Below are 23,798 nucleotides of genomic sequence, written 5' to 3'. Positions count from 1 at the left end.
AGGTACAACCTCGTGAACATGAGAGGTTGTGCCTTTTTTGCGTTTTCTACGGCGTTTTCCACGGCATTCTCTAGCCTTATCTTGCATTTAACTTATGTGCCAAGGAGTGATATCCATGATTTTAGAAGCGATTTATCATCGTCCCAAACTGAACTGGTCTTATGCGTATAATCGCACAACCATGCATCTTCGCTTGCGGTCCAAACGAGGGGATTTGGATTCGGTCATCGCGATTACAGGAGATAAATATGCCTGGGATCGGACGATCACGCATATTCCTATGCGGATTTTCGCCCGGGACGAAATGTTTGATTATTGGGAAGCCGAGACATCTCCGCCCTACCGCAGACTACGTTATGCATTCCAACTAATTCAAGGGGAAGATTCTGTGTGGATGACCGAGCGAGGATTTGAGCAGTCATTGCCGGATCATCCATTGGAAATGTTTGATTTTCCATTTATGAATCCGGTTGATATTTTTGAACCGCCTGCATGGGTTAAGGATGCTGTTTTTTATCAGATTTTCCCCGAACGTTTTGCGAATGGTGACCCCTCTCTGACGCCAGCAAATGCTGAACCTTGGGGTGGTACGCCTACACCAACCAACTTCTTTGGCGGAGACCTGCAAGGCGTGATGGATCATCTGGATCATCTTAGTAAACTCGGGATCACAGCCATCTATTTCTGTCCATTGTTCGAGGCCACGACCAACCATAAATACAACACCGCCGATTATCTGAAGGTTGATCCTCAGTTTGGTACGAATGAACAATTGAGAATGCTAGTGGACGCATGTCATGCTCGCGGTATACGAGTCGTTCTGGATGCTGTATTTAACCATTCGGGAAGAGAGTTTCCTCCTTTTGTCGACGTAATGAAAAATGGCGCTAATTCCCCTTATGCAGACTGGTTCTACATCAAGGATTGGCCGCCACGGGTTGAGGATGGCATTCCGACCTACGAAACCTTTGCCTTTGAGCCGCTCATGCCGAAGCTCAACACGGAGCACCCGGATGTCAAAGCGTACCTGCTTGAGGTTGCACGCTACTGGATTGAAGAGATGGATATTGACGGTTGGCGACTGGATGTTGCCAATGAAGTGGATCACCAATTTTGGCGTGAGTTCCGTCAGACGGTCAAAGCGATCAAGCCCGATGCTTATCTGCTCGGTGAAATCTGGCATGATTCATTAATGTGGCTGCAAGGCGACCAGTTCGATGCAGTCATGAACTACCCTTTTACCAACTCCGTACTGGATTATGCCGTGCATGGCAAGCTGGATGGACTCGGATTCGCCAACGAAATTGGCAAACTGCTTGCTTCGTACTCCCAACCGGTTACCGAAGCAGCGTTTAACCTGTTGGGCAGCCACGATACTCCGCGGTTGTTGACGTTATGTGATGGGGATATGCGCAAAATGAAATTGGCTGTAACGTTGCTTTTCTCCTATCCGGGTGCGCCTTGCGTCTATTATGGAGATGAGATCGGACTGGACGGTGGATATGACCCGGGCTGCCGCAAATGTATGGAGTGGGACGTGGGCAAACAGAACCGGGAACTGCTTGAATTTTTCATCCATACGATTGAGGTACGAAAGAAACATCCAGCATTGCGCAGCGCGGGGTTAAAGATTGTTTATGCCAAAACGGGCGATCCGTGCCTTGCTATGGAACGTATGGATTCGGAAACGGGAGAACGCATGCTGCTGGTGATCAATGCCAGCGATGAGCCTCGTAAACTGGAGCTTGGGTGGGGAGATCATAATGTATGGCGCGACTTGTATACTGCGGCTTCGGTTGAGGCAACACAGAACAAGTTGACCTTGGATCTCGGCGCATACGGCTTCTCTTTGTTGCAATGTGAGGTGAAACAGCCGGCAGAAGCATGATTTTGGTAAAGGGGGGGGGGCCTATGTCTGCTATTAATCCTTGCTGTGTTTCTGTGCACTTAACTAGCAACATGCTGTGAGTCATCCCATGCTTCCCTTTCCTTTACTAAATAATGCAGGCTGGATCTCCAAGGGCTAAATATGAATGGGGAAGATTCCGAAGGGCTGAACGTGAATAACGTCCGGCCCTTTTTGGTATAAAAAAGCAGACAATTGCCTCTGAAGGAACGCCTCTCCTGTATGAACAAAAAAACGCACATCCCTTCGGATTTATGCGTTCTCTAGTTTATCAATCAAACGATTTAGCGAGCAATCTCAGCCTGATCATCCTCTGATAAAACGGTTATGCATGATCCCGCGGCGATCATACCTGCTTTCTGACCTTTTTCATACGGGAGCTGACGAGCGCTTCTTCTGTGATCACAATTTTCTGCGGAATTTTGTATGCAGGCAGTTTATCTTGGCAATAAGCCCATATAGCCCTGCGAAGCTCTTTTAGTGAACTGGGGTTAGCAAGCCGTACTGTCGCTTTCACCTGCTGGCCTGTTATCCCGCTCACTTCTCCCGTAACTACCGCCGCTTCAATGCCATCCATCTCTTCAAGCACACTCTCCACTTCAGCAGGGTACACTTTCCAGCCACCTACGTTAATAATCTCGGAACGACGACCCAGAATGCGGATATATCCTCCCTCCACCACTGCCTCATCTCCTGTTCGCAACCAACCGTCTTCTGTAAAAGGAGAAGGGGCATTCAGATAACCCATCATCGCCGTTGCGGTATGAATCTGCAGTTCACCGTCCACAACGCGGCACTTCACCTCTTCATCCTGAATGGAAAATAACAGCGATCCCGGTTCTTTGGAGCGTGTTGGTAAAATCCCCAATTCGGACATGCCGTAAGCTTGAATCGTCCTGATCCTCGGAAAACGCCGAGTCCATGCATCCAAAACCGACTCAGGCATTACTTCCGAGCCATAAGAGACCACTTCCAGGCTGGAAAGGTCGTAATGCTCATCTTGTTTTGCCAGAAGCAGCAAATTCATAAAAGTTGGGGATACGGGCAGCGCCTGTACACGATGTTTCTGAATGGTATGGCACACTTCCTCCGGAGTACGATTCACCACAATACACAGGCACCCGCCGCTGGATAGCGATTGCAGCATTGTGTTCACCCCGCCGATGTGATCAAACATCATGAAGGGTATGGTACGCAGCGGACGCACCTGCCGTCGAAAGGACTGTAACAACCGGTCTGCCCGGTGAACCGTTGCCTTGCTCACTCCCGTAGATCCTGAGGAGAACAGAACCAATCCGCCAATCTGCTCCAGTCGCAATTCATTCAAGATGGATGGCATCGCTTCTTCTTCATGAGTCTTGCATACCTGTCTCACCAAGAGCTTGCCTTCATCTACCCCCAAGCGCACAGCTACATGTGCCAACTTTACGTACTCGTCCCGTTTCGCTTCGACCAAATTACGATCGATCGGAAGCACAATGCACCCTGCTCCAAGCAATGCCAGCATTGCCGATGCTGCATAAGGAGAATAGTCCTCTTCCAATGTGACAACCCGCCCGGATATCCCCTCTCCTTTGATCCATTCTCCCATAAGAAAAATCTGATGAACCAGCCACTCGTAACTGTACTCTTGATCCTCCCAAATAAACGCCGGGTGCTGTCCGTGAGCGGTAAATCGCTCTAGCAAAAAATCAATCATCTCACACCCTCCCCATTACTGCCCAAGGTCTGATGCTGTGCAAGATAATTCACCAGCGAGCCTACCGTCTGATACGGGCTTTCCGGCAAGGAAGCAGCAGCAATCTCGGCAAGAGCGTCCCCCAGGCCTTTTCCCCAATGCTCTTCAATGCCCTGCTCCACCACAGCTAATAATGACACCAGTTCCAGTGAATTCAGTCGTCCATCCCGGCCATATAGTGGTGCATTACCGCCCTCATCCAACGCAATGAATGTGTTATGATATGCATTCAATTCCCGGCAGCTATCCAGTACAATGCGTAACAGAGCTGCCTTGTGTTCGTTTTCGTTGTCTATATCTGTTTGGGATTGCCGCGCATATGTGGAAGCTTGAGGCAGTGCTCGTCTGAAGGACTCATACCAATACCATTCATCTGCGACCAGCTCTTGCACGGCGCCTGACAACTGTGCTTGCCACCCTTCGCGCTGTTTAATCCGTCCTACCTGCAGCAGGTTATTCGCCTTTTCCCACCGGAGAATGATGTTCTCATATTCTTTGGCATACTGGTCAAGCGGTGCACCCAGCCACTCAGCAGACTCCTTGAGCAGATCCCGGAAATAATATCGACTCCACCGCATATCAAAAAGCAAACCCGAAGTTCGGGCTTCGCTCTCTGCATTCCCTCCTGCATTTCCTTCCAGCGCCTCGATCAAACTCGTAGATACAGCATGTCCAAAATAAAAACGCCGAGTTCCCTCCGTGACCGTTCTACCTGTCAAAAATTCATGTACCTGAGTAGTCAGTGCTTGTGCCAGCATCTCCCGATAACCCTGCGAATCCAGCAGGGCTTTTGCCTGAATGTCCGTTGTTCCGTAGGTTCGCAGCGTCTCCTTCCGTTTAACACCCGCAAGTTCAGGAATGGTCTGATGCCCTCTCCAAAAATCATGAAAAGCCGCATGTTCCACCTTGCCTTTAAACTTGTAAAAAACAGGATCATATACATACATATGGTCTTCATCCATGCCATACACGGCAAGCCAATGATCCATCAGGTAATGTCGTGAGCCTTGTTTGACATGTTTGTTAATATACTCAGGGTTGTGATAATCGTCGCAGTAAGGAAGATGGTAGCTGGTGCCTGTCGCCAAAAAAAGCCTGCCCGTTTCAAGCTGCCGCCGAATCTGTACTTTTCCTTCCTCAAAGCTGCCCAGCTCCCGCTGGTTAGTGATCTTCCAGATCGGTTCCTCATAATCCAGCTTGTGAAAATACGTCTTTACCAAGCCATTATCTTCGCATGATGGCAGAGTATACAATCGGCTGGCTGCCAGCATGGCAAGACTTGACAAGGAGCCCTGCCGCTCAAGCACTTCATGGATCAGAGGGAAATTGCATGGATAATAGTAAGGGATGTCCAGTGTTGGAGCGAAGGAATGGATTATCATTTGAGTGAGCCTCCTATTTCTACTTTGGCAGATGTACTGCCCCAAGCCTGAATATGATAGTGGAGAGACATGTCTTCGGTTGCACGAAATACTCGGTTGGCTATGGGATTGCCTTCCTGATCCGTCTCGAATTGCCTGAAACCACGGGTAAAACGGAACGAGAAGCCGCTGTCTCGCGGAAGATGATAACAGCCTTCATAGTGACCATCACCTGTATGCATGAGCTTCATGCCCATCCCGCCGTAGATGAATTCTTCCCATGGCTCCGATGATCTGAATGTTGGTGTAAGCTTAGCCTGCATACATACTTGTACAACGGGGGTTAGTTCAGATATAACACTGTAATCTCGTGTAGCCGTTAAATCACCCGATTTCAGTGTAATCACAGCACTCCCTGTGGCACGGGGAATCAGCGTACCATCTGCAAGAACCTGAAGAACTTCGGGATGACTTGAAGCATACTCTCCGCCTAGCAATGTCTGACTTAGCCCATTATCACACTGGAGCCGCGCCTGAACCCTTACCTGCATCCCACCTTTCAGTCCGATGACATCTCTGCCATACAGCTCCAGTGAAGCGGGTTGCCCTTCTTGGCCGAACATGTGCAACAGGGGCAATTGTACACGCGCTCCCCAATCCGCTTCCTGATGGCACGCATCCGACTGCTCGAAGTAAGCCAGCTTTTTCATATTTGCTCCCCGATCCAGCATCTCCTGTACGACTGTTCTTACCTGTTCAGGCAAGAATAATCCTTCGGTGTCTCCAATATCCACCCACATGTTCACATCCGGAATGGTATCCGGCAGTCGGTACATCTTTTTCTCCCGCAGTCCATACTCTGCTTGTTCATCCAATTGTGCATCCACAAAGTATGGAGACATCATGATCAGCTTGCCAAACACATCCGGATGACGCATCCCGATATGCAAGTTGCATAATGCAGCTGCCGAGGAACCGAGTAATCCCGTGTAATCTCTATCTCTCTTTGTCCGGTATCGCTGATCAATCATCGGTTTAAGCTCATCCATAATAAATTGCTCGTATTCAATTCCAGAGCCTCCTATGCCGATTGCTTCCTGCTCAGCGTCAACGTAGTGGTAGAACTCGTTGCGGGTAACCGGACGAACGTGGGCTATGGCAACAATAATGATAGGTTCAATCCGGCCAGCAGAGATGAGTTCATCTGCTGCCAGGTCAAGCTGCCACGTTTCATTCCCCGGACTGGAGGGCCCAAAAGCCCGCTGTCCTGCATGTACGTACAACACCGGGTAATACCGTTCAACCTGCTCCTCATAACCTGGCGGAAGATATACGTAAATGTTTCGCTTGTTGCCAAGCTGCGTTGCCTGGATGTTTTTCAGACACTCTATAACCGATCCTGTGCTCACTGCCATCAACCGCCTCTCTTTTCCTTTTCCCTCAGAACAAAATAAGTAAGAAAACCTCCCACGGATCCTGCTGTGAAATCTTGGTGACAACAAACAACCCCGCCTCAGGAGAGACGGGGTTGTCCCGGATAGGTCAGCCGAATTACAAGCTGATCCGGAATGCATAGCCCTTAATTTGATGAATCTGCGAATAGTTTAAATCGAGCGGGATACTTTTGTAAATATAAAAATAGAAAAAAAATGCTTAGAAAAAAGTTATTGACATAAAAACCAAATTTTCTTACGATAGCGTTGTGATCATAACTCGAGGGCTATGCTTTTTAAACCCCAGTGGTTTAGGACAACCCCGGTAACTCCCCAAGGAGATACCGGGGTTGTCTGCGTTTACGCCCGAAAGGAGGAATCCAAACAATTCAGTGAATCAACCTGCACTATTGTAAGCGCTACAATTCAAAGCCAATTGGTTGTTTATCAAAAAACTACTACATTCACGAAGGGTGGATTACCATGTTTCAAATGGCCAAACGCGCATTCCTCAGCACCACACTGACCCTCGGCTTGCTTGCCGGCAGCGCCCTGCCGTTCTTGCCAGCTTCTGCTATATACGCCGATCCGGACACCGCCGTGACCAACAAGCAGAGCTTCAGTACAGATGTGATCTACCAAGTATTTACGGATCGCTTTTTGGACGGCAATCCTTCCAACAATCCTACCGGAGCCGCTTATGATGCAACATGCAGCAATTTGAAGCTCTACTGCGGCGGAGACTGGCAAGGGTTAATCAACAAAATCAACGATAACTATTTCAGTGATCTGGGTGTCACAGCGTTGTGGATCTCCCAGCCTGTCGAAAATATTTTTGCAACGATCAACTATAGCGGTGTAACCAATACTGCCTACCACGGCTACTGGGCTCGGGACTTCAAAAAGACAAATCCATACTTTGGCACGATGGCGGATTTTCAGAACCTGATTACGACGGCTCATGCCAAAGGCATCAAGATCGTTATTGACTTCGCACCGAACCATACCTCTCCAGCGATGGAAACCGACACCTCTTTTGCCGAAAACGGCAGATTGTACGATAACGGTACACTGGTAGGCGGTTATACCAATGATACCAACGGGTATTTCCATCACAATGGCGGCTCTGACTTCTCTTCTCTGGAGAACGGCATCTACAAAAATCTGTATGACCTGGCCGACTTCAACCACAATAATGCGACCATCGACAAATACTTCAAAGACGCGATCAAACTGTGGCTTGATACGGGCGTCGACGGTATTCGGGTGGATGCGGTGAAACATATGCCTCTCGGTTGGCAAAAGAGCTGGATGTCCTCCATCTACGCACACAAACCTGTGTTCACTTTTGGAGAATGGTTCCTGGGATCAGCTGCATCCGATGCAGATAACACGGACTTTGCTAACAAGTCTGGTATGAGCCTGCTCGACTTCCGTTTTAACTCTGCGGTGCGTAATGTGTTCCGTGATAACACGTCCAACATGTACGCTCTGGATTCCATGATTAACAGCACAGCTACGGACTACAACCAAGTGAACGATCAGGTGACGTTCATCGACAACCATGATATGGATCGTTTCAAAACAAGTGCGGTCAACAATCGCCGCCTGGAGCAGGCTTTGGCCTTCACATTGACTTCACGTGGTGTGCCTGCCATCTACTATGGTACTGAACAGTATTTGACGGGGAATGGCGATCCGGATAACCGGGCCAAAATGCCTTCTTTCTCCAAATCCACTACAGCATTTAACGTCATCAGCAAACTCGCGCCTCTGCGCAAATCCAATCCGGCCATTGCCTACGGTTCCACACAGCAGCGCTGGATTAACAATGATGTATATGTTTATGAGCGCAAATTCGGCAAGAGTGTAGCCGTCGTCGCTGTAAACCGCAATCTTTCCACATCAGCAAGCATTGCAGGATTGAGTACTTCCCTGCCTACAGGCTCATACACGGATGTACTTGGCGGTGTGCTGAACGGAAATAACGTCACCTCCACGAACGGCAGCATTAACAACTTCACCCTTGCCGCGGGCGCAACGGCAGTATGGCAATACACAACAGCCGAAACGACACCAACCATCGGTCATGTTGGGCCGGTTATGGGGAAACCCGGTAATGTTGTGACAATTGATGGCCGTGGATTCGGCTCGACAAAAGGCACGGTCTACTTCGGCACCACAGCGGTTACCGGAGCAGCGATTACGTCTTGGGAAGATACGCAGATTAAAGTAACCATCCCTTCCGTTGCCGCTGGCAACTATGCAGTCAAAGTTGCTGCGAACGGGGTAAACAGCAATGCATATAACAACTTCACCATCCTGACCGGCGATCAGGTTACGGTTCGCTTCGTCGTAAACAATGCGTCCACAACGCTTGGACAGAACATTTATCTGACAGGCAACGTAGCCGAGCTTGGTAACTGGAGCACCGGTTCCACTGCCATTGGACCAGCATTCAATCAGGTCATTCATCAATACCCAACCTGGTACTATGATGTCAGCGTACCGGCAGGCAAACAGCTGGAGTTCAAGTTTTTCAAGAAAAACGGTTCAACGATTACATGGGAGAGCGGTTCTAACCATACATTCACCACACCGGCAAGCGGAACAGCCACCGTTACGGTAAACTGGCAGTAAGAACTTCATATCCTTGAATACACAAGCTAACCCGGAATACGCAAATGCAGCGTATGCTCCGGGTTTTGCTATGTGATCGGCTCAGTAACAGAGGATGTTTCGTCTAATTCTCGTTGAAAAAAATTTCTATCTTCCTTGGGATGAATATCTAAGTATAGGTTCGAATGGACTTTAAGGTTGTAATTGCAATGATCCCCGTGGCAAGCAGCAATATTCCTACGCCTTCCAAGACCGTAGCGGCGCCCCAGTGATCTGCGAAGATCGAGACTACCGTCAGGCCCAGGATCGGCGCTGTACTCGTAATGGTGCCAACGACACCGTAAACGCTCCCCTGCATCTCATCCGGTACGGCGGTGCGAAGCATAATCTGGGTCAACATCGTGCAACAGGCAAACATGGCTCCTCCACCTATGATAAGCGGCAAGGCCATGAGAGGCGAAGAAACATTAGCCAGAAGCATATAAACAGGTCCTAACACAAGCAGGCCGATAAAGACCCAGCGCCCGCGATGTTTCAATCTTTTTCCCGAAGCAATCAACACTCCTGATCCAATCATGTATCCTAGAGGAATACAGGTCTCGATCAAACCAAATTGAACTGGATTCGCCTTCCATACGTTAACGGCCATCACCTGAATGAGCATCATGGCCGACATAAAAAAGAGAAGCAGCAACGGATTGAGTAATACAATGGAACGAATGAGCGGACTCCGATAGATGTAAGCAAATGAACTGCGCCACGCCTGCGCAAAAGATTTCGGGTCGCCACTGGTACGCATCACCTGCGGGAAACGCCCTGCCAGCAGCACACAGATTGCAGACAATAGGAAAGTCGCACTTGTAATCAGGATGGCGACAAAACCGCCAAATGCAGCTACAGCGACCCCGGCAGCAGCCAAACCACTGATACGAGCCAGATTGTCCACCAGATGAATGGTACCCGTTGCCTGCTGGATGTGCTGCTTGCCGACCATACTAGCAACGGAAGCATGAAATGCCGGTGCCTGAAAGAGGCTTGAAAACATCGATAAAGAGAGCAATAACAGCAATACAGGGAAAGGTACATGCCAGCTGAACAGGCTAACCGCAATCAATAGCGCGATCACACCGCGAAACACATCTGAAGCCAGCATCAGCTTCCTCCGATCCAGCCGATCGGCAACTGTGCCCGCCACCGATCCAAATATAAAGCTGACTGCCATATTACAGATCTGTATGGCAGCCATACTCTTGGCGCTGCCTGTCGTCTGAAGTACCCACAGACTGATGGCAATGCTATTAAAACAGTCGCCAAAAACAGATATGCCGTACCCGTACAGGATTCTGCGGAACGTCCTGTTACGCCATAGGGTGCGCGGAGCTTCACTGCTCTGCAGAATAGCTTGTCCCCCTGGATAGGCTTTAGCTGCAGCCTCGGGCTCACTGGAAGGGTTCATGCTCATACATCACGTTCCTCCTTTTTTTTCATTAGAAGCCCTAAACAAGCAAGCCTTAATCAGAACCCTGAATTAGACAGCCTGGATTTCATTCTCCGTACCTCTAAGCACAAGCAGACACTTCCGAAGCGTGGCCAGTCGACGAAGACATGACGTTGCGGAAGTGCCTGGTGAATTGCCGCAAGTGTGGCTCATCTTGCCCATATTGCGACTTACTATGTTGTTGACGGCACAGGAGTGAGTGATCTTTCCCTTGGTATGCCATGGAGTAATGTTAATCTTTCGAGTCCATAGAGAGATATTAACCTTTGGACGCCCCTGTTGTCAGACCCTGAACGAGGAAACGCTGCAGGAATACAAACAGCAGGGTAATTGGAATAGCAATCAATACAGCTCCCGCTGCAAACATCGTAAAGTTACTGTCCTGATAGCGGTTTACGAGATCCCACATGCCTACGGCCAGAGTCCAGTTTTCCTTGGTACGCAGCACGAGCCGGGCAAAAATAAAATCCATCCATGCCCCCGTAAAGCTGGTTAAAGCGACGTATGTTAGCATCGGCTTGGATAATGGCAGAATGATACTTGTGAACACACGCAGATGGCTTGCGCCATCGATACGAGCTGCTTCATCCAGACTGCGCGGGATGGTGTCAAAGAAACCTTTGACGATGAATCCGCCCAGCACCGCTCCAGAGGAATAGACCAGAATAAGCGCAGCATGTGTATCGAGCAGTTTGATTTGCAACAAAATAATATAGATGGCAATCATGCTCATGAAGCTTGGAAACATGCCCAGAATGAGCATGGTGGACAGAATCGTTTTACGCCCCCGAAAACGGAACCGGGACAACGCGTACATCCCTAGCGTCACCATTAATGTAGAGAAAATCATCGTAAAGAAGGCTATTTTCAGCGTATTCATATACCATCTGCCGTACATAAAGGCCGGATTGTTAAACAGCTCTCCATAATGGGACAGCGTGAAGCTTTCCGGCCATAAGCGTTCACTGAACAATGCCGCACCGGGACGTAAGGACGACAGAAAAATCCACAAAACCGGATAGACGGATACGACGGCAATGATCAGCAAAAGCACGTAACTGAGTATCAAACGAATCGGATTGTTGCGTTTCTTCATTGGATCATGTCCTCCTCCTTGAATGATTTGGAGCGGCGGAAGTTCCAGATGGAGAAGGTAGCGATAATCAGGAAGATGATAATACCTACCGCAGAAGCCATGTTGAATTTATTATTGTCGAGCGTGAGTTTGTAGAGCCAGGTCACCAGCAAATCCGTTGCCCCTGCATACTGATAGTCTCCGCGAAGCGGATTACCGTTCGTTAACAGGAAAATGACATTGAAGTTGTTGAAATTCCCGGCAAACTGCATAATCAGCACCGGTGTCGTGGCAAATAAAATGAACGGCATCGTAATAATTTTGAACTTCTGGAACGCAGAAGCGCCGTCTACTTCGGCTGCCTCATACAGATCACGCGGAATAGCTGTAAGTACGCCCAAAATGAGCACCATGCTGACCGGGATACCGATCCACATGTTGACGACAATGACGGTAACCTTGGCCCAGAATGGGTCCGTCAGCCATGGTAATCCTTCCAGTCCGAAGGCTCGCATATACGTATTGATCGGACCAAACTGACCGTTGAACAGGTTACGCATCAGCAGCAGCGAGATAATCTGTGGAATGGCATAAGGCAAAATAAAAATGGTACGCCATAACTTTTTGAAGCGGATGCCTTTCTGTTCAATTAACAAAGCTACAAGCACTCCGCCGAAGTACGTCGTTACTGTCGCCAAGACTGCCCAGATGACTGTCCAGGTGAGCACCCCGTAGAACGTCTGGCTCCAGGATTTGAGCTGGATCAGATCCGTAAACGTTTTGAACCCTACCCAGTCCACCAGTTTGGCTGGTGGAATATGATCCGGTGCTGCATAGTTCGTAAACGCAATCGTAACGGTGAACAGAATCGGCATGATTGTAAAAAACAGAATACCGAGTGCCGGGATGGACAGGAACAGATACGGAAAATTTTTGTCCATCACATTGCGCATCGTTGCCGCGGCTCCCAGCGTCGGTTTCCCCTGCTCTCTTGCAAGTCCGGTCATATACGCATCCCGGATGTTCAGGATGTAAACAAGCACAAACACAAAAAAGACCAGCAGCACTATAATTCCGTCAAGCAGCAAAAAGATGGAATGGTCGCCCTTTTGAAGCACCGTTGAACCATTCACTTTCACGAAACGCTGTGTATTCTCCCCCAGTGTCCATATTCCCCATACCGCTTGGGACAGCCTTGGAAGCAGGTACGCGAGTCCTGCTCCCTCCAGCAGCAGCAGCACAATGCCTTTAATCCACTGCCGGTTGTATAACTGTCCGAGACCTTGCAGTATGATGGAGCATATGGCTGCTGTCATCCGGTGCTGCTTTTCCCTATTGGGCTGGGCAGACACCGGGACATGCTGTTGTCGCATATGCTCCCTCCTCTCCGTTTGGTATCATTCATCGTTCATCGTGTCATCGCTGTTTCGTCATCATTGTGTGGTAGCCAGGCTCTCCTTAATCTGTTTCACAGCATTGTCGAGTGAGGCTTTGACATCCTTGCCGCTATCCCAAATGTCGGTAATGGCTGATGAAATCGGTCCCCATACACTGTCCATGGCTGGAAGGGAAGGCATCGGTGTCGAGTTGTTGAATTGTTCAAGGAAGGCTTTGTTAATCGGATCTTCCTGAACTTTGGCGTTACCCGCCACATTTTTGTTCGCCGGAAGCGTACCGTTCATGTCAAAGTTCTCCATCTGGGCTTCTTCGTTCGAGAGGAATGCGGCCAGCAACTTGGAAGCATTAGGATACTGGGTAAACGCATTGACGTAATAGGCTTTCACACCCGAGAAGGAAGTCATTGGCTTGCCATCAATAGCGGGAAGCGGAGCAACTCCAAAATCAATTCCGGCGTTGCGATAGTCGGCAATGGTCCAAGGTCCGTTAATATCCATGGCCAGCTTGCCGCTGGAGAACAGTCCTTTTTTGATATCGTAATTCACATCGCCCATCTTGAGCGGCAACACTTCAGCCTTCAACTTTTGGAGGAATTCTCCCCCCTTCTGCGCTCCTTCGTTGTTCAAACCGAGGTCACTGCTATCCATCCCGTTGTCCCCAAAGATATATCCACCCTGAGATGCAAGGAAAGCATAGTTATAATAGAATTGTTGTAATTCCCACATCAGCGCATACTGATTGGATTTGGTATTGTTAAACGTTTTGGCAAAATCGATAATTTCATCAAAATTTTTCGGTGCTTCGGGGTACAAGGCTTTGTTGTAAAAGAGGGCGTACGTTTCGACGCTGTACGGATATCCGTATAAAATGTCTTTGAACGTCACCGCTTTCAGCGCATTCTCGCTGGTATTGGCTGTAGTTTCGGCTTCGAAGATATCATTAGGCAAAATAAGTCCTGCTTCCGAGGCGCTGCCAATCTTGTCATGCGGGAACACAACGACATCCGCAGCAAGCCCGGCAGGGCCGTCTGTCGTTAACTTGGTTACCTGATCTGTTGGCGGCAGTTCCTCCATTTTGACCGTGACACCATATTTTTCTTCGAATTTTTTGACTCGCTGCTCAATAAAGCTGCTCTGGTTTTTATCCTCCCAGATGACCAGTGTCGCGCCCTCCTCCGGCTGGAGATTCTCAGCAGTCAGCTGAACTGTATCCTCTGGATTATCACTTGGCGCTGCCGGAGTAGAATTGCCTCCTCCTCCGGTTGAACATGCAGCTAGCGTAAAAGCCATTCCGATGGACAGAACTGCGCCTTGCCATTTTCTCATGTGAAATGTCCCCTTTCCCTCTTTGTAGTTCAAGAAAATTTTGCGCTTTTCACCCTTTAAACGCCGTAGATTGTCAGGATTTGTGTTCCATGTGAACTATTGTACAAACGTTTGCTCAAAATGAAAGACAATGTCACTGAGGTATCCGATATGTAAGGGGAAATAAGTTAAAAGTATGTAAATCCACTGATGTAAGCGCTATAATATATACCACATCATACAATATCAAACTTTCTTTGTACAAACGTTTGCACAAGCTGTATTCCTTCAAATTTAACCATATCCTGAATTTTGTTCACAGTAATTCCCTATTTCCTTGATCTAACTCTTTCTTCCTTTATTTTGCTCTGCTTGCATTCTGGGTTAACGAGTTAACAATTGATTTCTGGTACCCTTTGCATTACCATAGGAGAATGTTGAAATGATTGAATCAGAAGGGGTTTTTTACATGATTACGATCAAGGATATTGCCAAATTGGCGGGTGTTTCCCCTTCTACAGTGTCACGGGTGATTTCAGGCCATCCCAGAATCAGTACGGAAACATCTCTTAAAGTTAAACAAATTATGAAAGAGCTTAATTATCATCCCAATATGATGGCTAAGAGCCTTGTATCCAAAACAACGCAGACGCTTGGAATTATGCTGCCCCGTCCTGCGGAGGAGCTTTTTCAAAACTATTTCTTTGGAGAGTTGTTGCGCGGCATTATTACCCACGCGACTCGTAACAACTATGAATTACTGCTGTCCACCGAGACGTCCTCCGATGATGAATTACAGGCCATTTCCCGTCTCGTGCATGGTCGCAGGGTCGACGGCATTCTGTTGCTCGGTTCCAAACGGGACGATCCTATCATCTCTTTTCTCGAAGAGGAAGAATTCCCGTTTGTGCTTATTGGCCGAAGTGAGACACATCCGAATGCACCTATGGTTGACAACGATAATGTGCAGACCGCGTATGATGCAACGCAGCATCTTATTGCACAGGGACACACACGCATCGGCTTTGTGAGCGGCCCGCCGGATATTACGTTATCGCATGATCGCATGCGTGGATATCGGAAGGCTCTTGAAGAATCCGGGTTAACGGCCACTAACGACTGGATTGTAGAGGGTGAATTCCTGCAGGAAAGCGGCTTCCGGGCGATGTCCCTTTTTATGTCGCTGCCCGACAGGCCTACCGCCATTGTAGTTATCGATGATAATGTCGCTTTTGGTGTGTTAAGGGCACTCGCGGAGCTGGGATATCAGGTCCCCGAGGATATCAGTGTAGTCAGTTTTAACAATATCGCGTTGTCCGAACTTGCTTCACCTCCGCTCAGTTCCATTGATATTGGAACCTATCAGCTCGGGTATACCGCAGTTCAGGTTTTACTAAAAATTCTTGGCAACGAGCCTCTCGCTCAGAACCCGGTTATTATCCCGCACCGCCTGATTGTACGTGAGTCCTCCCTATATTTGAAGGCAAAGCCCTTCCTGAGTTAAGCGCTCTACCTCATCTTTTGTGAAGTGCAAACGTTTGTCTTTTTTTAACTTAGACAAGATATACGACGAGCACACATGTCAAAGAAGCCGCATTTCTGCGGCTTTCCCTTTACTTTCTATGGCTTAAATTTCTTTTTTCTTTCCTTACTTTATTTTCATCAATTTTCTTTTTCTGTAATTATTAAACGGCAGAACTATTTTCTACCCCAAGGCACGATCTGCCAACAAATCAGTACGAACTCCAGCCTGCGTCAGCCGTAATGACGGTACCATTTACAAAACTGGACTCTTCCGATCCGAGGAACAAAGCTACCTTAGCAATCTCCTCACTCGTTCCTACCCGTGGGTTGATCGCCATCCCCTGTTGCTGCCGTCCCGCACCGAACGGGTTAATACCTGTCATGGATGCGCCGATGTTCGTCGCAACGGCTCCTGGTGCAATCGCATTACAACGAATGCCTTGCTCGGCATACATGTATCCTGTATTTTTGGTAAAGCCCACCACAGCATGTTTGGAAGCCGTATATGCGGCTCCTGCCCGTCCACCATGCAAGCCACCTGCTGACGCAATATTGACAATAACACCTTGCTGTTTCTCCAGGAAGATTGGCAGTACTTTACGTGTGGTGCGCATCACACTTGTTGTGTTCACCGCAAAAACCTTTTCCCACCGCTCATCGCTAATATCCGCAGCTGGCTCCATCCCATCCATGATACCCGCATTGTTGACCAGAATGTCTACTGTACCGTATTTACTCACCGTTTGATCAATAAGTTGCTGCACATCTTCCTCTTTCGCTACATTAGCCAGCAGCACGAATGCTTCTCCACCCTTTGCCTCGATCTCTTGAACGACAGCCTGAGCAGCTTCTTCATTGATATCGGAAACCACGACTTTGGCCCCTTCTTGTGCATACAATGTGGCAATGGCTTTCCCCATTCCCGATCCTGCACCTGTGACAATGGCCACTTTATTTTGAAGTTTCATTTGTCTATGTCTCCTTTAAAATGTATTCGTTTACACAAAGATAACAAACAAATGTTCATTATCTCTTATCCTTAGTATAATAAGTCATAGCTTTTCGATACAATCAGTAAAAACTTGTCCCATTGTACGTTAAACAACAGGCTGTCACCTGTTTGTACGTTATCTTTTATAAATACCCACCTGGGAGGAATTCCAATGCCCGAAACATCAGACGCGATGGATCGACGAATCCGCAAATCCAAAGCCGCATTGAAGGAAGCTCTCCTTCACTTGATGCAGAAACGTAATTTCAAGGAAATCTCCATCTCGGATATTGTTCAGCAAGCTGATCTGAACCGGGGAACCTTTTACAGACATTATCAATACAAGGAAGACCTGTTCAACGAAATCCTGCATGATGTGACTCAGGATCTGGTGACTTCATTTCGGAAGCCTTATGAGGGAATGAAGGAATTTCAGGTGGGTCTTATGCCCTCTTCCGCCATTACCATCTTCGAACATGTGCATCAGCACGCCCAATTCTACACACTCGCTGTGCAATCCGAAGCTTCTTCCAGCTTTCAGCGTATGATTTGTGATGTGCTGCGTGATCTATCGTTGCAGGATCTGAATCATATTTTCCCGCCCCATATTAACCCGGAATTGCTCGCAAGTTATCAGTCTCACGCCATATTTGGCATGATCATGGAGTGGATTAGACAGGATTTCAAACACAGTCCCACTTACATGGCGGAAGAGTTATTTAAAATTATTCATTACACGCCCGCACAACGATTAAAAACTGAATAATTTCTCAAAATATGGGTATAATACTATATCCCTTATTCAATTATTTACACATTGTCTCGTGAATTCAAATTTGAAGCAGGAGGAATGATGATGAAATCTTTCAAGTATCGTCTTGAGCAAAAAGAACCCCGTACCGGTCCCGGCGGCATCACTCGCGGAGCCTCGGTTCATGACTTCCCCGCATCCATCGGTATTGCGGGAGTATCCATGCGCCTTGCGCCAGGCGGCATGCGTGAACTGCACTGGCATGCGAATGCGGCCGAGTGGGCATATGTGATCAGCGGTTCCTGCCGCACCACCGTTATCCATCCCGACGGACATGCGTATACAGATACTTTTGAACCCGGAGATGTATGGTATTTCCCACGCGGATACGGTCATTCCATTCAGGGGCTGGGACCGGACGAATGCCACTTCATTTTGATTTTTGACAATGGGGATTTTTCGGAGGATCACACGTTCAGTATTACTGATTTTCTGACTCAGACGCCGGATCACATCGTGGCTCAGAATCTCGGTATTACGCCAGAGCAGGCTGCCAAACTGAATCAGGGCGAAGCCTATTTTGCCAAAGGTCCGGTACCGGATGACAGTTCCCCCTCTGCGACTTATCGCCGCAACTCGGAACTTACCGCGCCGCATCGTTATCCCTTGCATGCCAAACAGCCACGACGCGCGCCAGGCGGCGGTACGCAGCGTACGGTAACCGTCGAAGACTTCCCGATCTCCACCACGATGGCAGGCTCTCTGATCGAGCTTCAACCGGGCGCTCTGCGGGAACTGCACTGGCATCCAAACGCGGATGAGTGGCAGTATTACATTAGCGGCAGCGCAGAGATGACGGTATTTCTTGCCGAAGGCCAGGCCGTAACGGAGCAGTTTGAAGCTGGAGACATTGGTTACGCTCCGATGGGTGCGGGGCATTACATCAAAAATACGGGTGATGATGTCTGCCGTGTACTCATTGGATTCAACAGTGGACATTATGAAGCCATTGATCTTAGTGAATGGATCGCGGGCAATCCGGTAGACGTGCTCTCCACAAATCTGGGCATGTCCCGCGAGGAAGCTGAACAGCTCCCTGACGATACGTTGTTTATTGCACCGGATCAGAACAAGGGAAAATAACAAAGAAGGCTATACGTGAGTGTTGCAAGGTTCATTTCCGGAGATTAGCTCAGTTAAGGGAATGGCAACTTAAACTTAAGCGAGATTAAGCGAACCCGATGGTTACCTGAAAATGGAGGACAGATGCCTATGCATTCCGTACATGACTCGTCTTCCCCGAAAGTTAATAACGAGAGGATCGGACACACGATAGAACGTTTGGAGCCGGGATTTTCCCGGCTTTTGTTATCGTCCGTTCTTGTACTGCTTGCTGCACGTGGCAGAGCTCCCGCGTCCGAGCGGGCTGTGTTGGCACTATCTTGGTATATTTTTGTCATTGGCGCGGCAATGGGCGCCTGGATGCTCGTTAATAGCTGTCTGCTCCTATCCCTCATTGTAGCTCTGTTGTTTCTTGTCCTGGTTATCCCCTATGTTGTTTATATGCAGCGTCTAAAAAACGGTTGACCCGAATTTGCGGGCCAACCGTTTTTCACCTTTAGTTCTAGGAAATCCCACTCGGCTTCATGTATACTATAGAGGAGTGCAGAAATAGGATAAAAGGAGGTGACATTTCACATGAAAAGATCAAGTATTATCTCATTAATGACCAGTTTCATTTTGCTTGGCGGGGTGCTTCTCTTTCCTGCTCCTCAAGCCAATGCTGCCAAAGAAGAACTCTCTACATATTGGGATCAGGACGAGTTTGCGGACGAAAATCAGTCTGAAGGAGATTTAATAGACGATACAGAAGAGCCTGAGGCAGAAGATGAGTTTATTCAGGAAAAAGCGGAATTAAAACAATATCTGGATCAGATTTTTGCTATCGAGCCCTATGAGTCTAAAGCCATTGATTCCTTGAGTAGTGTAGGTGGCACCGTATCTTCAGCGAATCGAAAATCGATGTTTCTCAAGCTGACGAATACGGTGATTCCGAATTATACCAAATTCGTCTCCAAAGCAAAACTGATTCAATCCAACAACCCAGAAATCAAAAAAATTCATACCTCCTTCATCAAAGGAACTTATATGCAGCTTGAAGGTTATATGCTTTACAAACAAGCTGTTTCCAAAAACAAAGTGAACTACACGATCCTTCAACAAGGTAATGCTAAAGTTAAAGCTGCCGATGTTATTCTCGACCAAGTTACTGAGTCATTGTTAGCGTATGCTGACAAAATCGGGTACGAGTAATGCCTGTATGCAATCATCGCAAAAAAAAGCAACCATCCTTAACTAGTCATTAGGGAATGGTTGCTTTTTCTGGTTATTCTCATTGATTGGTTACAGACCAAGCTTCTGTCCTTTTTCTAATCGCTGAATCTGCTGTTCCCCGCTCTCCGCCAGTTCACGGAACTGACCGATCGTCTCGCGCATTCTAGGCAGGGCTTCCTGCTTGTAAACCGAAATCGAGTCCAGGGCGGAAAGCACATCCGTGAAAGCCTGCTTCATCGTATCCACTGAGATACTTGCCTCGTAAGCCTGCTTCTGGATGGCTGTCCCCTGATCCTTCAGCATTTTGGATGTACCGGCGATCAGATCATTCGTAGTACGGTTAAGCAACTCGATTTTTTGCAAGACAATCTTCTGGTTGTATAATGCACTGGCAACGGTGACGGCAATCTTCAGCGCCGAGATCGTCACATTTTTCGCCCGGTCTACACCGCGGATGAGTTCCTTGTTATTACGGATGACCACTTCAATCGCCATGATTCCCTGCTGGTTAACGACCAGCATCTGTTGCAGATCCATGACCCGCTGACGGAGCGGGAACAATACTTCCTCGGTAATAAAACGCACCTTCTCGGGATCTTCCCCGCGCACCTTGGCTGTCTCAATCTGTGTATCAATGGATTCATCCATCAGCATACCAAGCTGAATCTCCTTCTGCAGCCGCTTGGTCAGTTCGCGCAGGCTCTGCTGCTCGATCTCAAGCGTGGTGTTGTCGTTACGCAGCGTGGCGCGGCCCTTGTCGAGTGAAACGACAATATCGGCGATGACGGCGTCGGCTTTCTGGTATTTGAGGAAATACGCGCGCAGCGGGTTGAACAGCTTGCCCAGAAAGCCGGTTTTGGCGAAATCGACCACGCTCGGGTCGAGATCCTTCAGTTGCATGTGCAGCTCGGTCAAACCTTTGGCGACCTGACCGCCCTCGTCTCCCGTCTTGGACAGATGTCCAACGGAGACTTGAAGCAGCGCGTTTTTCTCGGAAGAGGATCGCATCGTGTTCATGCCAAAGCCGTCAATGGATTGCAAAATTTCTTTGCGCTTCTCCAGGGATTCGAGGTCCAGGTTCATGATCATATCCACATTCGAAGTGGCTACCTGTTGCAGTTCCGCCACCTCGGCGGGCACCGGTTTGATCTCTTCTTCAATCACCTTCTGAATTTCCTTCTGGCTCGGTATTTCCATCGTAAACGACATTCGCAGTTCCCCCTTTTAGTTACATCCGTATCTGCTTACATATGAACGTTAATATAGACTTACATCTGTACGTTAAACAGGTTTCCGATTTTGTAGACGACATCGTCGGTGTCCGCATTAATGCTCGCTGCCTCGTTAATGCTGGAGATGCTCTCCAGCGCCTTGATGTCGGCGTTATATCCAATCGTGTAGATCGGTACTTTGTACGTTTCCACCAGGTCTCGAATATCTTTGAGCGAATGTCCTTCGTTCGTCTCGCCATCACTCAGAACAAAAATCAGCGGTTTCACGTTAGGGTTAGCTGCTTTGTAATCCTCCAGCATTTTCATCGCGACCACAATGCCATCGAATGTCGCCGTCCCCCCGCTCGCTTGCAGGCTATCCACCGTTCCGACAAACATGGATTGCTGGTTCGTATCATATTTCGCAATCGGCAGATTCACGGTCACGTCGCTGGAGTAAGAAACCAAGCCAATGCTGTTGTCGGTACCGAGATACTTCTGGCCTTTGCGCAAAGATTCTTTAAGACGGTTGAGCGGTTCCCCCGCCATACTCCCGGATACGTCCGTTACGAATACTGCTGCGATTGGATTACTGCCATTTTTCTTCTCTTTCCAGACTTTCTGCGCGGACAGCAATGTTCCACCATCTACCGTAGCCAGCTCGGATTTGTAATCTTGCAGACCGTTAAAGCCGAATTCTGCTGCTTTTTTCTGATACTGATCCTGCGTGACAAAATCGGCAAACTTCTGGATGATCTCCTGTTTGTTCTGCGGCAGTTGACCAAGGGCATACAGCGGGCTGTCATGCCTTACACCGAATGGGGTAAACACATATCCGCTCTTCAGATCGGCCGTATTCACATAGGTCTGATACTCCAGTACAAAAGCATCCAGTCTGCCCGACTTGGCCGCTTCCCGCATCTGAATCGTGGTGGACGCTGTGAATGGCACATTCGCCTGGAATTTCTCAAAGCCTTGGATGGCTTTCTCGCCCAGCGGATTGGCACTGTCATACGTATTTAATGCGGTAACCAGGAAATTAAGTCCAGTGGAGCTCGCAAACGGATCGGTATATCCCATCGTAAGCTCATTATTTGCAATGGCTTCCGTTATCGTTTTCACATTCACGGAGCCGTAGGTGTTCACAAGTGCATCATATTTGGCTTTGGAGATGACGATTCCCGGCACGTTGCCAACAAGCCGCTTCGAAATGAGCTTGGTCTTCACTCCGCTGGCCTCCACCATCTCGCCCCACAGCTCATTGGACGGTGTGAAGGCATCGGGCACATATTTGCCGGACTTGATGTAATCCGTGGCTGTACCGGAAGCAATATTACGGATTTTAACTGATATCTGTTTGCCGCCAGCCGTGATGTTCGCTTGGTTAAAAGCCTCTGCAACCTCGGTTAACCATCCATCCACACCGTTGCCTGACTTCTCGGTGGAGGAGAAGATTTCAACGAAATCATTGGTCGTGTTCTCCACTGTAACCGGGAATTTTGAAATGTCCGGCAAGGATTCTGCAACATCCACGGGATCGAGGTCAATCTGTCCTTTCACCGGTTCTGCTGTAGCTGGTGCAATGTCCGCGTACAATTTGCCAAGTTCCTTACCTGCATTTTCGGTCGTGACCTGTGTGGTAGACTTGCCAAAGTTCGATGTCAGTGTGATTCCTCCATAAACAAGACCAAATACTAGGACTAACATGATCATGGATATGAGAAAAAACTTTCCCTTCTTTGCCATAGGTGCAACCCCTCACTGTCTGTATAATTTGGTGTGCTTGATTAACTGATCAATCTCCTGCATACAAGGCATCTGCTCAATATTTCCGGCTTCGAAGCTGTCCAGGCGCGAAATCTCCAGCAACAGCTGATCCAGCTTCAATAAAATCTCTTCATTCGTGTGAAGCGAGTCCTTCACGTAGGTCAGGTAATCGTTGTACACTTTCGTTTTTTCCTGAAAAAGCTTCTGCGGGATCGTAGGGGATTTGGCTTTCATCATGCTGGCATAATCGGCTTCATCAAAGACGTTCAGTCGATTCAGTATGCTGCGAATGTTCAGATATAACAGCTTCTCCACCTCTTCCGTGACCGAAGCGAATTTCTTAAAGCTCAGCTCGCCGGGATCAAACCGTTGATGAAGCACGTTCATCAGGGTTTCCTTTTTCTTTTTCATCCGGTTCAGTTGGGACAACCCGAGCGTAATATCTTCTTCAAGGATTTTGATGCGTCTGTAAAAAGATAAAGCCTCTACATAATCTTCATGGGTTTCGATCTGTCTCACAGGCAAAACGACCGGCTGTTTGAACAATAAATTGTAACTGCCATAGAAAAGTGCAAGTACGCTGCCAAAGAGCAGCGTCACGGAAAGCGCGGTCTGGAATGCACTCTCTCCGAATCCAAGTCCGGCAAAACCTGGGGAGAAGGCCAGAACATTCACGGCCACGATGCCAATGATGAGCCCAAACAATTGTATGTACCTGGTCATGGTCGATCCTAAGGCCTCCTTTCATGTTAGATATTAGGATTAAATGTCGTATATTCCCTGTCTCTCATCTTCTTATTGTACATGATGTGAACGCTCTCAGGTGGATAGGATTGGAAAATGGTAAGGGATATTTACGTTAATATTAGAGCGCTATAAAAGGAGATG

At 48.2% G+C, this 23,798-nt stretch carries 18 protein-coding genes; 7 read left to right on the top strand and 11 right to left on the bottom strand.

Annotation, left to right across the window (positions count from 1 at the left end):
* The first annotated feature begins 115 nt into the window (after nt 1-115).
* Nucleotides 116-1,888 (top strand): alpha-glycosidase, encoded by a 1,773-nt coding sequence (locus tag ABIE27_RS15290; protein WP_429350868.1) that lies wholly within the window; start codon nt 116-118, stop codon nt 1,886-1,888.
* A gap of 364 nt (nt 1,889-2,252) precedes the next feature.
* On the opposite strand, the gene ABIE27_RS15285 is transcribed toward ABIE27_RS15290, so the two are convergent.
* Genes ABIE27_RS15285 through ABIE27_RS15275 form a run of 3 tightly spaced genes read right to left on the bottom strand, consistent with a single transcriptional unit; the run spans nt 2,253 to nt 6,420 of the window.
* Complete coding sequence (locus ABIE27_RS15285; protein ID WP_123062958.1) at nt 2,253-3,605, bottom strand: class I adenylate-forming enzyme family protein; 1,353 nt, start codon at nt 3,603-3,605, stop codon at nt 2,253-2,255.
* Entirely contained in the window at nt 3,602-5,026 is a 1,425-nt protein-coding gene (locus tag ABIE27_RS15280; RefSeq protein WP_429350867.1) for a hypothetical protein, read from the bottom strand. Before ABIE27_RS15280 ends, ABIE27_RS15285 begins: the two co-directional genes overlap by 4 nt.
* A complete protein-coding gene (locus ABIE27_RS15275) occupies nt 5,023-6,420 on the bottom strand; it encodes an alpha/beta hydrolase (RefSeq protein ID WP_240036652.1) in 1,398 nt (465 codons plus the stop codon). The genes ABIE27_RS15280 and ABIE27_RS15275 overlap by 4 nt, the downstream gene beginning before the upstream one ends.
* 501 nt (nt 6,421-6,921) lie before the next feature.
* Here ABIE27_RS15275 and ABIE27_RS15270 point away from each other — a divergent pair.
* Nucleotides 6,922-9,078 (top strand): alpha-amylase family glycosyl hydrolase, encoded by a 2,157-nt coding sequence (locus ABIE27_RS15270; RefSeq protein ID WP_429350866.1) that lies wholly within the window; start codon nt 6,922-6,924, stop codon nt 9,076-9,078.
* Nucleotides 9,079-9,226: 148 nt separating this feature from the next.
* Here ABIE27_RS15270 and ABIE27_RS15265 read toward each other — a convergent pair whose 3' ends face one another.
* The 4 genes from ABIE27_RS15265 to ABIE27_RS15250 form a co-directional block, all read right to left on the bottom strand.
* Nucleotides 9,227-10,519 carry an MFS transporter gene (locus ABIE27_RS15265; protein ID WP_123062955.1) on the bottom strand — a complete coding sequence of 431 codons (1,293 nt, stop codon included), beginning with the start codon at nt 10,517-10,519 and terminating at the stop codon, nt 9,227-9,229.
* Nucleotides 10,520-10,814: 295 nt separating this feature from the next.
* A complete protein-coding gene (locus tag ABIE27_RS15260) occupies nt 10,815-11,651 on the bottom strand; it encodes a sugar ABC transporter permease (RefSeq protein WP_123062954.1) in 837 nt (278 codons plus the stop codon).
* Complete coding sequence (locus tag ABIE27_RS15255) at nt 11,648-13,003, bottom strand: carbohydrate ABC transporter permease (protein WP_429350865.1); 1,356 nt, start codon at nt 13,001-13,003, stop codon at nt 11,648-11,650. The genes ABIE27_RS15260 and ABIE27_RS15255 overlap by 4 nt, the downstream gene beginning before the upstream one ends.
* A gap of 60 nt (nt 13,004-13,063) precedes the next feature.
* Nucleotides 13,064-14,353, bottom strand: coding sequence for a sugar ABC transporter substrate-binding protein (locus ABIE27_RS15250; RefSeq protein WP_429350864.1), 1,290 nt, complete (start codon nt 14,351-14,353; stop codon nt 13,064-13,066).
* 448 nt (nt 14,354-14,801) lie between these two features.
* Between ABIE27_RS15250 and ABIE27_RS15245 the strand changes: the two genes are divergently transcribed.
* Nucleotides 14,802-15,836, top strand: a complete 1,035-nt coding sequence (locus ABIE27_RS15245; RefSeq protein ID WP_429350985.1) for a LacI family DNA-binding transcriptional regulator — start codon at nt 14,802-14,804, stop codon at nt 15,834-15,836.
* 229 nt (nt 15,837-16,065) lie between these two features.
* On the opposite strand, the gene ABIE27_RS15240 is transcribed toward ABIE27_RS15245, so the two are convergent.
* On the bottom strand, nt 16,066-16,824 hold the full coding sequence (locus tag ABIE27_RS15240) for an SDR family oxidoreductase (protein WP_123062951.1): 759 nt from the start codon (nt 16,822-16,824) through the stop codon (nt 16,066-16,068).
* Nucleotides 16,825-17,019: 195 nt separating this feature from the next.
* Here ABIE27_RS15240 and ABIE27_RS15235 point away from each other — a divergent pair, with 195 nt between their 5' ends.
* The 4 genes from ABIE27_RS15235 (at nt 17,020) to ABIE27_RS15220 (ending at nt 19,911) form a co-directional block, all read left to right on the top strand.
* On the top strand, nt 17,020-17,613 hold the full coding sequence (locus ABIE27_RS15235; RefSeq protein ID WP_123062950.1) for a TetR/AcrR family transcriptional regulator: 594 nt from the start codon (nt 17,020-17,022) through the stop codon (nt 17,611-17,613).
* A 90-nt stretch (nt 17,614-17,703) separates the two neighbouring features.
* Nucleotides 17,704-18,741: a cupin domain-containing protein gene (locus ABIE27_RS15230; RefSeq protein WP_429350863.1), complete on the top strand. Its 1,038-nt coding sequence runs from the start codon at nt 17,704-17,706 to the stop codon at nt 18,739-18,741.
* Between the two features lie 129 nt (nt 18,742-18,870).
* Nucleotides 18,871-19,185, top strand: coding sequence for a hypothetical protein (locus ABIE27_RS15225; RefSeq protein ID WP_123062948.1), 315 nt, complete (start codon nt 18,871-18,873; stop codon nt 19,183-19,185).
* A gap of 111 nt (nt 19,186-19,296) precedes the next feature.
* Nucleotides 19,297-19,911 carry a hypothetical protein gene (locus ABIE27_RS15220; protein ID WP_429350862.1) on the top strand — a complete coding sequence of 205 codons (615 nt, stop codon included), beginning with the start codon at nt 19,297-19,299 and terminating at the stop codon, nt 19,909-19,911.
* A gap of 90 nt (nt 19,912-20,001) precedes the next feature.
* Here the strand turns inward: ABIE27_RS15220 and ABIE27_RS15215 are convergent, their stop codons facing one another.
* The 3 genes from ABIE27_RS15215 to ABIE27_RS15205 are packed head-to-tail and all read right to left on the bottom strand — an operon-like array spanning nt 20,002 to nt 23,633.
* Nucleotides 20,002-21,141 carry a toxic anion resistance protein gene (locus tag ABIE27_RS15215; RefSeq protein ID WP_090917471.1) on the bottom strand — a complete coding sequence of 380 codons (1,140 nt, stop codon included), beginning with the start codon at nt 21,139-21,141 and terminating at the stop codon, nt 20,002-20,004.
* A 59-nt stretch (nt 21,142-21,200) separates the two neighbouring features.
* Nucleotides 21,201-22,889 carry a vWA domain-containing protein gene (locus ABIE27_RS15210; protein ID WP_123062946.1) on the bottom strand — a complete coding sequence of 563 codons (1,689 nt, stop codon included), beginning with the start codon at nt 22,887-22,889 and terminating at the stop codon, nt 21,201-21,203.
* A gap of 12 nt (nt 22,890-22,901) precedes the next feature.
* Complete coding sequence (locus ABIE27_RS15205) at nt 22,902-23,633, bottom strand: hypothetical protein (RefSeq protein ID WP_429350861.1); 732 nt, start codon at nt 23,631-23,633, stop codon at nt 22,902-22,904.
* Nucleotides 23,634-23,798 lie beyond the last annotated feature (165 nt).

Origin of the sequence: Paenibacillus sp. 4624, assembly GCF_050435065.1 — a bacterium.
In the GTDB taxonomy this organism is placed as follows: Bacteria; Bacillota; Bacilli; order Paenibacillales; family Paenibacillaceae; genus Paenibacillus; species Paenibacillus amylolyticus_D.
Note: the sequence above shows the minus strand (reverse complement) of the source record. Positions and strands in the feature narration are given on the sequence as shown.